This window comes from Providencia sp. PROV205 (assembly GCF_028479505.1).
Taxonomy (GTDB): Bacteria; Pseudomonadota; Gammaproteobacteria; order Enterobacterales; family Enterobacteriaceae; genus Providencia; species Providencia huaxiensis.
The window spans coordinates 24,449-37,833 of record NZ_JAMPNU010000024.1; the positions used below are offsets into that span (position 1 = coordinate 24,449).

Consider the following 13,385-nt stretch of genomic DNA (forward strand, 5'->3'; position numbering starts at 1 on the left):
GGATTAATACATAATAAATTATCACAATAGTGATTAAATATCCCTTAATGAAATGTCTATTTATTTAAATGTGTAATTTTTCGTTTCTTATTGATTACCATTGTTTCCCTTCTATATTACTTCAAATAATCTTATGTTAGATTGGCTCCAGTTAATTACCCCAAATGTAATTCAAGTATATCCACCTAAGTGAAATTAACAATTAAATTTAGCTTAAGTGCGGAATATTTCATTTCCTTTATATATTTTGGCATTCTTTGGGGATATCAAAAATAATTACATAAGAAATAAACACTATGAAAAATAAAATATTTTCATTTTTAGTCGTCGGCTTAATTGCGGGCGCTTCCTTTATAGGAGGCGTTGTAAGTAACTATACACCTGATTTAGATATCGTAGAAAAATCTCAAAAAGCAGTTGAGGATTTTTTAGCATTCCCCAAAACAGCTGAATATAAAAATGTTAAATATCATGAGATAAGAGAAACCTTAGATCATGGTATGCTAGGCTATGTATGTGGTGAGGTACTTATTTTCACTAGCCAAAACTCATATTCATTTCAGCGCTTTGTGGTCAAAACCTACCTTCATAATGATGGGCGTAATGTTGTTTCTATTCCATTAATAGATAGAGATGATAAAGAGTTTCCTGATAATGATTTTAATGTTATTTGGAATAAGTATTGTAATAATTAAAGAGATATAAAACCCAGTTTTTTAATAAGATATTTCCGAGAGTCACTTTTAATACTTCATTAATATATTAAGAAAATTCCAATTAAGTAATTACTTATATTTAATACATAGATAGCTATAAAAAATATTTACCATATTATTATCTACAGATTATCTCACACCACTGTATATATTAAGATAAACTAACAAATATCTTTTGAAGAACAACAGCATGCCAGTCCTCCAGTTAACATTACTTCTTGTATTGGAGGACATTTTACTGACCCATATGAACAAAAAACACAGCAATCCCCCTTTAATGGCTTTAATAATACCCCACAGTGCTTACATTCATAAAACCATTGGCAAGCGTCTGTCGACATTTCCTCGACTTGTTTAAAATGACACTCTGGACATGTTAGTTCTGATTTCAGTTCTATATGAAATTTACTCATCGACTTTCCCATAATTTTTTATCACACAGGTAGCTAAGAGCAGCATCTATTGAATACTAAATTCATCGAGATTTCTTTGCGCTTATACCCTATTTAGTGCCAATTCATACTGTTTTCCTCGTCACGCACCTAGCGTACATCACCCATCTTTTAATAGTAATTCATTGTTGCTTGATATAAAGTCTCAGCCTTTTTTCAAAATCGTTATTTTGGAGGCGAAATGTTTATTGGTTTTGATTACGGTACATCTAACTGTGCTGTCGCGGTCATGAAAAACGGGGTACCCACACTATTACCATTAGAAGGCGATAGTGTTTATATCCCATCAACCTTATGCGCGCCAACAAGAGAATCAGTCTCTGAGCATTTATTTCGCCATTGCAAAATATCCCCTTCAAATGAAATCGGGCAGCAAATTTTAAAAAGATCTATCGCGTTTAACCGTGATGAAGGGATCAATTTAATGCCTGAAGACATCGTATTTGGACAAGCCGCTTTAGATTTATATTTAAGCGACCCTAGAGATGTTTATTATGTAAAATCTCCGAAATCATTTTTGGGGGCGTCTGGCTTACATGATACCCAAATTAGTTTTTTTGAAGACCTTGTCTGCGCCATGATGAAAAATATAAAAGACACTGCAGAACAAAAGTTACAACAGATTATTGATGATACTGTCATTGGCCGACCTATTAACTTTCATGGCCGTGGGGGAGAACTCTCGAACCAACAAGCTGAATCAATACTCTATCGTGCCGCAAAGCGCGCAGGGTTTAATCATATTGCTTTTCAATTTGAACCTGTTGCTGCGGGGCTTGAATATGAATCAACATTGAATAAAGACCAGATTATCCTAGTCGTTGATATTGGTGGAGGAACAACAGATTGTTCATTAATCCAAATGGGGCCAACTTATCGAAATGCACAGGACAGAACACAATCCTTACTTGCTCATAGTGGGCAACGAGTGGGCGGAAACGACCTTGATATTTACCTTGCATTGAAACAATTGATGCCGCTTTTTGGGATGGAGAGCCAATCTTTATCAGGTATTAAAATGCCATTTCTACAATTTTGGAACCCTATTGCCATTAATAATGTTGAAGCACAAAAAGAATTTTATTCACGACAAAATTTAACTGCGTTAACACGCCTAAAACAAGATGCAAAAGAGCCTCAAAAAATAGCTCGATTGTTAGAAGTCTATAATGAAACACTAGGTTATAGCTTAGTACGTAAAGCTGAAGAGGCTAAAATTGCTTTATCGGATACGCCTAGTTATTTAGCTCAAATTAAATTAACTTCTGAAAAAATAGAGGTGGATATTCCACATGAATACATGGTGGAATCAATTGAATCACCGAAAAGTAAAATGATTGAGTTAGTTAAAGAAGCAGTCAAGCAAGGAGGAGTCAAGCCAGATGCCATTTACATTACAGGCGGGAGTGCTCGCTCACCAGTATTACACCAGGCTATTAGCCAAGAATTACCTAATATTCCGATAGTACGTGGGGACGACTTTGGTTCCGTTACCGCAGGATTAACACGCTGGGCTGAAACGTGTTTTAAATAAACAACAGAAACACTAATAGCGCAGAATAAATAAGATTCATATTTAGACTGCGCTATTGGTACAAATCTTATTTCTTAACTTTATGAACAATATCAAAGTACTTATCTTTATTATCTTGCTCTGGATAAATACGATATGTGTATTCTTCTGGGGTTACTGTGACATTTTCGACAACACGAGTAAATAAGACTTTACCATCGCCATCTTTTGCTGTTAATGAGCGGCTTTTGCCATTTTCATCAAATGACCAGTCACCTTTCATTTTAGGCTTTCCATCAAACGTGGTCATATTAAATGTACCATCTGGATAATACTCCGCTAAACCAAAAAAGTTAGCGACTTGTTTATCATCCGCATTAACTTCTTTTTTATCTTGATCTAAAGCTTCTGTCGTTGTCCAAACTTTGCCTACCATAATTTCTTCGTGAGCATTTAATTTATGTTCCGCACTCTGCGATTGGCTTGCTGCTGGAGTTGTCGCTGCCTGAACAGCAAATGACATAGTAGATACAACAGCAAAAAGTGTAGGTACTAATAATTTTTTCATTTTTATCCTCTAATAAATTAACTCAAACAACAATTTGATTAAGTTCAGATTAGCGATATAAAACCAATTTTTAAAATTATATTACGTTTATTTACAAGATAACATCTTATTACATTTAATATATATTGTTTTACAATATAAAATATATCGAAAATTAACAACTTTTAGCATTAACAATCTTAATCTTGGCTATTAAGCAACTTATTGACCAACCAATAACCGGCTTTTCCCGGTGGATTATTCTTAGACCAAACTAAATCCACATCAATTTTTCGAGGCCATAAATCATAATTAATACTCACCAAACGATTATGGCCAAATTGCTTAACTAACCATGTCGGTAATATAGCCCACCCAGCACCTTGTTCTGCCATTTCTAATAATAGTAAATAATTAGGTGCAAACCAGTTCTTTTCACTATTAATAATCATTTGGCTACTACTGCTTAGCCGTAGTTGGCGTGTCATTGTTAAATGCTGATAAGTTATTTTTTTCTCTTTAGCTAATGGATGGCTATTTAATACATACAAACCTAGTTCACCTTGAATAGGTAAACGAGAAAAGGAAATATCCGCAGGATATTCTGTTCGGGATTCCATCATTCCAACATGAGCTTGCTGGTTTTGGATCATTTCGATAACGTCATTATTTTCTGCAATTAAAAATTCGAATTCAAGATGTGGAAATTGCCTATCTAATGTCGTTAAAATATGCTCAGCATGTGGAGGTTGATAAATATCTGAAAAAGCACAACTTAGTCTAGGTTCAATATCTGGCAGTAATTCAACTCTTAGCGCTTGAAGACGCTCGTCTGCCGATAAAATATCCTCAACTAAACTCAAAACTTTTCTACCCGCAAAAGTTAATGTTGATTCACGCCCCTGCCTATTAAACAGCACAAACCCTAAATCATCTTCAAAACCACTGATCGTTGAGCTGACGGTTGATTGGCTTTTATTCAATTTACGTGCTGCAGCAGAAAATGATTTTAAGGATGCTGCCTCCACAAAGGTACGCAACGTTTCTATAGAATAATTCATAAGGTATCGCTTTTTTCGATGGCTGCCATTTTGTATATATATAAAAAATAGCAAATAATTGCACCCGATTTTTACCAAAAAAATAATTTTCTATATCTTTGAGGTAGTTATGAGCAAGCATACAAAAACATTAACTGAACGAATTTTTCATGCAGTTTCATTTGAAGTCATTGCTATCGCAATAACTGCACCGGTCAGTGCGTGGCTTTTAGGACGCTCAATTTTCCAAATGGGAACAGTGGCGATTGTCTTATCGACACTAGCAATGCTATTAAACGTAGTTTATAACATGATCTTTGACCGTTATTGGCCTTTGTCTAAGGGGCCTCGCCCAGCCAAAGTGCGCGTTTTTCACGCCATTGGTTTTGAATTAAGCTTTGTTATCATGGGTGTACCCATGTTGGCGTTTTTACTCAAAATGTCATTCTTAGATGCATTCTTACTTGAAATCGGCTTTTTTGCCTTTTTCTTATTTTATACCTATGCATTTAACCTCGGATATGACAACTTACGTGACCGTTGGTTTGCGAATAAAGAGAACACAATACACGTATCAGAAACAGTGGTTAAACGCTCTTAATTTAAAATATTAATTAAATATTCTAACGCCGTGTAGCTTATTATCTACACGGCGTTATTTGTATTTCAAGACACCGATAAAGACGCCAAAATAATTCTCTTTTCTTTTGTGAATGTAAAATGATGAATGCGTTTTATGCACTCATCATTTGCATAGATATCAATTTTATCATTGAACACGATCACCTATATTTACGGCATCGCAATGATTATTTCTACGATAACTTTATAAAAATACAGCTTAGATAGTTTATCTATTCAATAACATACCTAAGATAGAGTGTGAAAATGGGCGTTAAAAATGCTTTGCCTTCATTTTTGAGAACTTATTTATATAAAGTTATCCATTATTTTGTCCAAAATATAGGCAATGTTATTTAAAGGTATTCCGATGAACAAATTATTTATTTCCTCTGCATTTTTATTGGTATTTAGTCTAAATGCTCAAGCAGACGTAACTGCCCATAAAAATGCCATTATTTCTCTCAATTTTATTGAAAATAATACCGCTTATGCAAACCAAGCGGCTATTGCTAACCATGCAAAAGCCGCTAATTTATCTCCTAATGGTATTCAAGGTGTTACGAAATCTTTTGCACAAATGAATTTGCATGAAAAAGCAGTTACTGCATTAAGTTTCAATGAAAATAGTATGTCCGCAGCAAATCAAGCAGCGATTAATTCACATATAAAAGCGGGTAATTTATCAACAAATAAAATTAATGGCATCAGTAAAAGCTTTTTAGCGATGGATGACCATGAAAAAGCCGCTGTCGCCTTGAGTTTTACCGAAAACAACCAATCCCCTTCAATCAAATACTCAGTACAACAACACTTAAGTAGGAGCCAGACAAAGTCGTAAAAAAGAGAATAGTATTTAGCTGATTTATCACATAGTTAGCCTCATTAAGGCTTGGTTACTCACCAAGCCTTTTTATTTGAAATAATATTCCTTAAAAATCAAAGGATTAATATGTAATGAAATACGCCCATCAAAGTTGATAATAACTATCATTTGCAATTGATAATTATTAACATATAATTCGAGTCATTATTTTATCTTATGAGTTACAGTTCAAACATAACTACTTAATACCTGTATGGTTTGCCCTCTTTAGGTTCAGTGAGAAAAAATATTGAGGTTTTATGATGAGTCGAAAATTAGTGACTTTTATTCTATCAATAACATTACATGTTCTTGTTATTGGGTATTTAACCTATGTTACGGCTCAATCATTATCCTTAAAAAACCAAGCACAACAGGATGCGCCTATTATCTCGATCGCATTAACTCAAGCTGTCAACGTTGCAGAACCTGAAGAGATCCCCCAACCTACAGACCCCCTTCGTGAGGTAAAAATAGATCCCAGCCCAATAGCGGAACACGCTGCTATTGTTGTACCTAAAAAACCAAAAAAGGTGATAAAAACGCAAAAAGAGCCTATAAAACCTAGAGAACTGACTAAAAGAAATGAAAATACTCATAAACAAGCTGATTCAGAGGTTAAAAATGATTTACCGATCGCACAACAACAAAAAGCAGGTGACCTTGTTTCGTCTCAATCAGCAGGAATAAAAGGCCCCAAAAACCAATATGCAACGAGTGATACTAATAGCCAATTAATTAATGCTTACCGTGAAAAACTACGCCAAGAAGTTGAGAGAAATAAACAATACCCTCGCCGCGCAAAAAAAATGAAAAACCGTGGTATCGCAACAATTCAATTTCAATTAAGCCAAACCGGAGAAATTAGCTTAATTCGCTTAGCAAGTAGTTCAGGAAGTGATTTATTGGATCAGGCTGCTTTACTTGCAGTACAAAAAAGTCGTTCTGTCGGTAAACCACCAGCAGGTTTTGCTCAATCGATAACACTCAATATTGAATTTAATTAACCACCTTTGAAAATAAAAACTATTCTCACTAAAAAGTTACACCTTAATAGGATATTAGATGAGCAATTTATAGATAATTATTCTGCATTTACTTTTCAATCCTTTTAATAATATTAAAGTTCATTATTTTTTTAGAATAACAAATGATCCGAGAGAAATTTATTATTATTTTCTGACAATACTGCCAAAGATATTTCCCCCATTTCCCGAAAACGCCTTACCAAGAGAAATATTTTCTATATTAAACCCAATATTAACATTTCCAAATTTTTAACCTCTAATAAGAAAATAGAGAAAACCTTTTTATTCATGATGTTAGAGTGATATCAATTATCATTAATATTTATTTATTATGAAAAAGTTACCAGTTTTGCAAATATAACTTCGTTGATATGGCGCAAAAAAAACTAAATATGTCAGAGTAACATAGCCCTTGAATAACACTATATTTAATATGGTCATAAAGGCTAATATCAATGAATACAAAAAATAAATTATTAAATAGCCCTATCACAAGGCGCAATGTCGTGAAATCTGGCACTGCCAGCGGTTTATTTGCTGCAGTCGGTGGTTTATCACTTCCTTTTAATGCAAAAGCAATCGATAACACTCAAAACTCAACATCCCCTGAAGAAAAAGCCGTTTGGAGTTCATGTACCGTCAACTGTGGTAGCCGTTGCCTATTACGCCTTCATGTTCGTGACGATGAGGTATATTGGGTTGAGTCTGATACCACTGGGAAAGATGAGTATGGTAATCATCAAGTAAGAGCTTGCCTACGTGGTCGTTCAATCCGCAGGAGAATGAACCACCCGGATAGATTGAAATACCCAATGAAACGCGTAGGAAAACGTGGAGAAGGCAAATTTGTCCGAATTTCATGGGAAGAAGCCCTAGATACTGTCGGCAATAGCTTACGCGATACACTAAAAAATTATGGTAATGAAGCCGTTCATGTTTTGTATGGAACGGGTGTTGACGGCGGTAATATCACCAACTCAAATGTTCCCTACCGCTTAATGAATTCATGTGGTGGTTTCCTGAGCCGCTATGGCAGTTATAGTACCGCGCAAATTCGTGCGGGTATGAATTATCTGTATGGTTCTCAAGAAGCCAATAGCCCTGATGATATCGCAAATACAAAATTAGTTGTGATGTTTGGAAATAATCCCGCGGAAACTCGTATGAGTGGTGGAGGTGTGACTTATTATGTCGAACAAGCACGTGAACGTTCCAATGCGCGCATGATAGTTATTGACCCTCGTTATAATGACACTGCTTCTGGTAGAGAAGATGAATGGTTACCTATTCGCCCTGGTACTGATGGTGCACTCGCTGCTGCATTAGCTTACGTGATTATTACTGAGGATATGGTCGACCAAGAGTTTGTTGATAAATACTGTATCGGCTATGACGAAAAAACCTTACCGGCTTCTGCTCCTCAAAATGGTCACTATAAAGCCTATATTTTAGGCCAAGGTACTGATGGTGTAGCTAAAACACCACAGTGGGCCGCTAAAATTACAGGTATTCCAGCAGATAAAATCATAAAGTTAGCCCGTGAAATAGGCCAAGCAAAACCCGCTTATATTGTCCAAGGCTGGGGCCCTCAACGTCATTCAAATGGTGAGCAAACCGTTCGAGCAATTGCCATGTTAGCCATTATTACGGGGAATGTTGGCATCAGTGGTGGAAATTCAGGCTGTCGTGAAGACACTTATGATTCCGGTGTTGAATGGTTTCCAATGCTCGATAACCCAGTCAAAACTCAAATTTCTGTTTTCACATGGACAGATGCTATCGAACGCGGTACAGAAATGACTGCTATTCATGATGGTATAAAAGGGAAAGATAAATTAGATGTTCCCATTAAATTTTTATGGTGCTATGCCAGTAACACATTGATAAATCAACACAGTGATATCGCTCGCACTCATGAAATTTTACAAGATGACAGCAAATGTGAAATGATTGTTGGTATCGACCACTTCATGACAGCATCTGCAAAATATTGCGATATTTTACTACCTGATTTAATGCCTACCGAACAAGAAGATCTCATTCCTAGTGAGTCCGCAGGAAACATGTCATACATGATCTTAGGCCAACCAGCCACTAGCGCTAAATTTGAGCGTAAGCCCATCTATGAAATTTTGTCTGAAATTGCTAAACGCTTAGGCCCTGATGTCGAACAAAAATTCACTGAAGGCCGCACCCAACACGAATGGGTTAAATATTTATGTGAAAAAAGCCGTGAACGCTTCCCTGACATGCCAACTTATGAAGAAATGAAAACCGTGGGTATTTTCAAACACAAATGCCCAGATGAGCATGTCATTGGATTTAAAGCCTTTCGAGAGGATCCTCAATCCAATCCATTGAAGACACCTTCCGGGAAAATAGAAGTTTACTCTGAAAGCCTAGCTGAAATAGCGAAAACATGGCAATTAGCACCTGATGATGTGATTGACCCGTTACCAATTTACACCGAAGGCTTTGAAAGCCATATCGATAATCTTAATAAAAAATACCCATTACAAATGACAGGTTTTCATTATAAAGCCAGAACGCACTCCAGTTATGGCAACATTGATATCTTAAAACAAGCTTGTCGCCAAGAAATATGGATTAACCCAATAGATGCTAAAGCACGTGGTATTAAACAGGGTGATATGGTCAAAGTTTTCAATGACCGAGGTGAAGTTCATATTCCAGCAAAAGTGACACCAAGGATCATGCCAGGCGTGACTGCTATGGGCCAAGGGGCTTGGTTAGATGCCGATATGTTTGGCAAAAAAGTAGACCAAGGCGGGTGTATTAATGTCCTCACGACTCAACGCCCTTCACCGCTTGCTAAGGGGAACCCTCAGCATACTAACTTAGTTGAAATTGCTAAATTATAAGGAGCCCGGTATGTCACAACAATATGGTTTTTATATTGATACACAACGTTGCACGGGCTGCAAAACGTGCGAACTCGCCTGTAAAGATTTTAAAAACTTATCCTCTGATGTTCATTTTCGTCGTATTTATGAATATGCAGGCGGTGACTGGACTGAGCAAGATGGTGCATGGCATCAAAATGTATTTTCTTATTATGTTTCCATTTCATGCAACCATTGTGAAGACCCTGCTTGCGTTAAAGTTTGCCCAAGTGGCGCGATGCATAAACGTGAAGATGGCTTTGTCGTTGTCGATGAAAGTGTTTGTATTGGTTGCCGTTATTGCCATATGGCATGCCCTTATAGTGCACCTCAGTTTGATGCCGTTAAAGGGCATATGACGAAGTGTGATGGCTGCTATGAACGTGTAGCTGAAGGTAAAAAACCCATTTGTGTTGAGTCTTGTCCACTACGTGCATTAGATTTCGGGCCTATTGAAGAATTACGTACAAAATACGGTACTATCAATGAGATAGCTCCTCTACCAGCAGCACACTATACCAAACCCAATATTGTGTTAAATCTCAATGCAAATTGCCGTCCTGTTGGCGACACCACAGGTTATTTAGCAAATCCGGAGGAAGTTTAAAATGGGCGCAGGTTTACATGAATATCCGTTAATCTTCTTCACCGTTATAGGTCAAAGTGTTGCTGGCGCATTTATACTTATGGCTCTGGTATTATTAATGAAACCCATAAAAGAACAGCATCATAGAATTGTCATGAGCATGTTCGGTTTATGGGCATTAATGGGAATTGGCTTTTTACTGTCCATGTTGCATATGGGATCACCGATGCGCGCCTTCAATTCAATGATACGTGTTGGTCATTCAGCGCTCAGTAACGAAATAGTCAGTGGCTCAATATTCTTTGTCTTAGGTGGGCTGTATTGGTTACTGTCATTACTGAAGAAGATGCCCAAGTCTATTGGTACTATTTGGTTAATTGTCACAATTATTTGTGCGGCAATATTTATTTATGCCATATCTCGCGTATACCAAATTGATACCGTCCCAACTTGGTTTAATCATTATGGTAGTTTGCAGTTTATCTTAACCAGTTTTATTGCGGGGCCTGTACTTGCTGCATTTTTATTGCGCATAGCAAGCTATGATATCAATAACGTCCGCTTTTTTACATTAATCAGTATTGTTGCGGTGATTGCGAGTAGTATTTTGGTAACGGCACAAGGGTTTGAATTAGGCTCTATCCAAAGTTCAGTACAAAAAGCCTCAGAGCTTGTTCCTGATTATGCCTCGCTAATGGGATGGCGTACTGTTTGCTTAACATTGGGGCTAGCTTTCTGGATTTACCCGCATGTTAAAATGAAGAACCCTTCAATTATTGGGCTATTAGTCGCCGTCTTATTAGTAATTCTTGGTGAATTGATTGGTAGAGGCATATTCTACGGGCTGCATATGACTGTGGGTATGGCGGTTGTAGGCTAATTACTAATCCATTGTTTTTGCGATGATAAGAAGGACAATTACCTTCTTATCATCGACAACAATCTCATGTTTCGCTACGATCACATCAACGCATCATCATCAACATAGCAAGTGGACAAATATGGAACAAAAATTATTGGCAGATTTTTCGCTTTGCGCGCAAACTTTGGGAGCATTATTTTATTATGATCCTTCTGATGCACGCGTAAATACGTTAATTGATTTATTTACAACGAGCGAATGGTTAGCTGAGTGGCCATTTACTCAGGATTATGATTGCCAATCTATTGATAAACTCTTTCAAGATAGTCTTTCTGAAACAGAAACATTACAAGAAGCCTACCAGCGCTTATTTATTGGCCCTTATGCATTACCTGCACCACCTTGGGGTTCCGTTTATCTTGATAAAGAAAATGTTATTTTTGGTATTTCGACACTTGAATTAAGAGCATGGCTTCGTAATAACCAAATTAATATTGAATTAAATCAAAAAGAACCAGAAGATCATGTAGGGCTACTATTTCTTCTCACCGCTTGGGTGATTGAAAATAAACCAGAATTATTACGTGAATTTCTAGAAATACATTTTTTACCTTGGGTATATCGCTATTTAGAAAAAATGCAATTGCAAAGTGGGAATGCATTTTATGTAGCCAGCGCGCTGCTCGCGACTGAAACTTTAAAACATATCCAACAAGCTGTTCAATTAAATCCTGTCAATAAAGAAATCTGTCTTTAATTTTACCTTACTCAAATAAGTATTTTGCGAAGTATAACGCTCTCTAAATAATCTGACTATTTAGAGGGCTTAAAATATTATGGGGGTTTTTTAGGTGTATGGCAGGTATCACTCAGAAGTAAAATGCATCACTAATGGCCTAATTACTGAACCTGCGATAAAGCAGAATCGACATCAGCGAGTAAATCATCTATATCTTCACAACCCAATGAGAACCGTAATAACCCATCTGTTACGCCTTGCAATAATCTCTCCTCATCAGGAATACAAGCATGGGACATCATTCTGGGGTAGGAAATAATTGACTCAATTCCCCCTAAGCTGACCGCAACAAGTGGAATACGAACCGTATCTAAAAATCGTTTTACGTTTTCATAACTCCCTAAATCAAAGGAAACCACCATTCCGCCATTTTTAGACTGCTGCATATGAGTCATATGGTTTGGGTGTGAAGCTAACCCCGGATAAAAAACGTGTTGTACTTTTGGGTGCTCATTCAGATATTCTGCAAGCTTTTGTGCATTTTCACTGGCTCGCTCAACTCGCATTGCCATTGATTTTAAACCACGCATCGTCAGCCAGCTGTCAAATGGTGCAGCAATACTACCAATAGCAACTGCTGACTTATGTAACCACCTAGCGTATTCAGCGTTATTCGTTGCTACCGTCCCCAAGATCACATCACTGTGGCCATTAATAAATTTAGTCGCGCTATTAATAGAAAAATCAATTCCAAGAGAGATAACATCTGATAACAATGGCGTCATAAAGGTATTATCACAGATGGTGATCATATTATGCTGTTTCGCTATCCCAATAACAGTTTTTAAGTCAGTCACTTGTAATGTTGGATTAGATGGTGTTTCAATATAAAACGCTTTGGTGTTTTCCGTTATGGCTTGCTGATAATTCATTGGATTGGTCGCATCAACAAAGGTCACTGAAATGCCATAACGAGGCAGAAACTCAGTCATTAATTGAAAAGAACCACCGTAAATATTTTTGCAGGCAACGATATGGTCGCCCTGACTAAAATTAAGCAATACGGCACTTATTGCTGCCATTCCTGAAGAAAAAACCTCAGCAAATTTTGCATTTTCAATTGCGCAAATAGCCTCACTTAATGCATCTCTCGTTGGATTGGAAAAACGCGAATAAATATGGTCGTAACTTTCCTCAATATTGGCTTGTGAAAAAGTCGATGATTGATATAACGGGATAGAGGAACTTCCGGTATATTTATCCGTCATGGGGTAACCATGAATAACCTTAGTATTAATTTTCATAAATAAATCGCATTATCAAAAGTGTATTTAATCATTGCTACATTGATTTCAGAATAAGCAAAAATAGCGAGTGCACCACCCGTATAAATATCACGACCTAAGTATTCTGAAAGATTATTTAATTTTGCTAACGGTGTTAGCCCTTGAAGTAAATCTATTTTATTTATGGCGACTGATCGTTGTCTAATATTCATTGAATTATTCCCCTT

The 13,385-nt window shown here is 36.7% G+C and carries 14 protein-coding genes; 9 read left to right on the forward strand and 5 right to left on the reverse strand.

What is annotated here, in order from left to right; translation table 11 throughout:
• Positions 1-296: 296 nt before the first annotated feature.
• Positions 297-695, forward strand: a complete 399-nt coding sequence (locus tag PR800_RS14845; protein WP_102139985.1) for a hypothetical protein — start codon at positions 297-299, stop codon at positions 693-695.
• A gap of 182 nt (positions 696-877) precedes the next feature.
• Here the strand turns inward: PR800_RS14845 and PR800_RS14850 are convergent, their stop codons facing one another.
• Positions 878-1,141, reverse strand: coding sequence for a GDCCVxC domain-containing (seleno)protein (locus tag PR800_RS14850; protein ID WP_425516735.1), 264 nt, complete (start codon positions 1,139-1,141; stop codon positions 878-880).
• Positions 1,142-1,349: 208 nt separating this feature from the next.
• On the opposite strand from PR800_RS14850, the gene yegD reads away from it, so the two are divergent.
• On the forward strand, positions 1,350-2,702 hold the full coding sequence (gene yegD, locus PR800_RS14855; RefSeq protein WP_210848566.1) for a molecular chaperone: 1,353 nt from the start codon (positions 1,350-1,352) through the stop codon (positions 2,700-2,702).
• 67 nt (positions 2,703-2,769) lie between these two features.
• Here yegD and PR800_RS14860 read toward each other — a convergent pair whose 3' ends face one another.
• The gene (locus tag PR800_RS14860) at positions 2,770-3,249 is read right to left on the reverse strand and encodes a DUF4822 domain-containing protein (RefSeq protein WP_272531095.1); all 480 of its coding nucleotides are present in this window, start codon (positions 3,247-3,249) and stop codon (positions 2,770-2,772) included.
• Between the two features lie 179 nt (positions 3,250-3,428).
• Complete coding sequence (locus PR800_RS14865; RefSeq protein ID WP_102139989.1) at positions 3,429-4,289, reverse strand: LysR family transcriptional regulator; 861 nt, start codon at positions 4,287-4,289, stop codon at positions 3,429-3,431.
• Positions 4,290-4,398: 109 nt separating this feature from the next.
• Here PR800_RS14865 and PR800_RS14870 point away from each other — a divergent pair, with 109 nt between their 5' ends.
• The 7 genes from PR800_RS14870 (at position 4,399) to dmsD (ending at position 11,890) form a co-directional block, all read left to right on the forward strand.
• The gene (locus tag PR800_RS14870; protein ID WP_166265513.1) at positions 4,399-4,869 is read left to right on the forward strand and encodes a multidrug/biocide efflux PACE transporter; all 471 of its coding nucleotides are present in this window, start codon (positions 4,399-4,401) and stop codon (positions 4,867-4,869) included.
• Positions 4,870-5,259: 390 nt separating this feature from the next.
• A complete protein-coding gene (locus tag PR800_RS14875) occupies positions 5,260-5,730 on the forward strand; it encodes a hypothetical protein (RefSeq protein ID WP_272531096.1) in 471 nt (156 codons plus the stop codon).
• A gap of 284 nt (positions 5,731-6,014) precedes the next feature.
• A complete protein-coding gene (locus PR800_RS14880) occupies positions 6,015-6,761 on the forward strand; it encodes an energy transducer TonB (RefSeq protein WP_102139992.1) in 747 nt (248 codons plus the stop codon).
• A 476-nt stretch (positions 6,762-7,237) separates the two neighbouring features.
• Positions 7,238-9,664 (forward strand): selenate/tellurate reductase subunit YnfF, encoded by a 2,427-nt coding sequence (gene ynfF, locus PR800_RS14885; RefSeq protein WP_272531097.1) that lies wholly within the window; start codon positions 7,238-7,240, stop codon positions 9,662-9,664.
• 10 nt (positions 9,665-9,674) lie between these two features.
• Positions 9,675-10,292, forward strand: coding sequence for a DMSO/selenate family reductase complex B subunit (locus PR800_RS14890; protein WP_102139994.1), 618 nt, complete (start codon positions 9,675-9,677; stop codon positions 10,290-10,292).
• 1 nt (position 10,293) lies between these two features.
• On the forward strand, positions 10,294-11,151 hold the full coding sequence (locus PR800_RS14895) for a DmsC/YnfH family molybdoenzyme membrane anchor subunit (protein ID WP_206275931.1): 858 nt from the start codon (positions 10,294-10,296) through the stop codon (positions 11,149-11,151).
• A gap of 121 nt (positions 11,152-11,272) precedes the next feature.
• Positions 11,273-11,890 carry a Tat proofreading chaperone DmsD gene (gene dmsD / locus PR800_RS14900; protein WP_102139996.1) on the forward strand — a complete coding sequence of 206 codons (618 nt, stop codon included), beginning with the start codon at positions 11,273-11,275 and terminating at the stop codon, positions 11,888-11,890.
• A gap of 143 nt (positions 11,891-12,033) precedes the next feature.
• Here the strand turns inward: dmsD and PR800_RS14905 are convergent, their stop codons facing one another.
• Entirely contained in the window at positions 12,034-13,176 is a 1,143-nt protein-coding gene (locus tag PR800_RS14905; RefSeq protein WP_102139997.1) for a trans-sulfuration enzyme family protein, read from the reverse strand.
• Positions 13,173-13,370: a hypothetical protein gene (locus tag PR800_RS14910; protein WP_272531098.1), complete on the reverse strand. Its 198-nt coding sequence runs from the start codon at positions 13,368-13,370 to the stop codon at positions 13,173-13,175. Before PR800_RS14910 ends, PR800_RS14905 begins: the two co-directional genes overlap by 4 nt.
• Positions 13,371-13,385 lie beyond the last annotated feature (15 nt).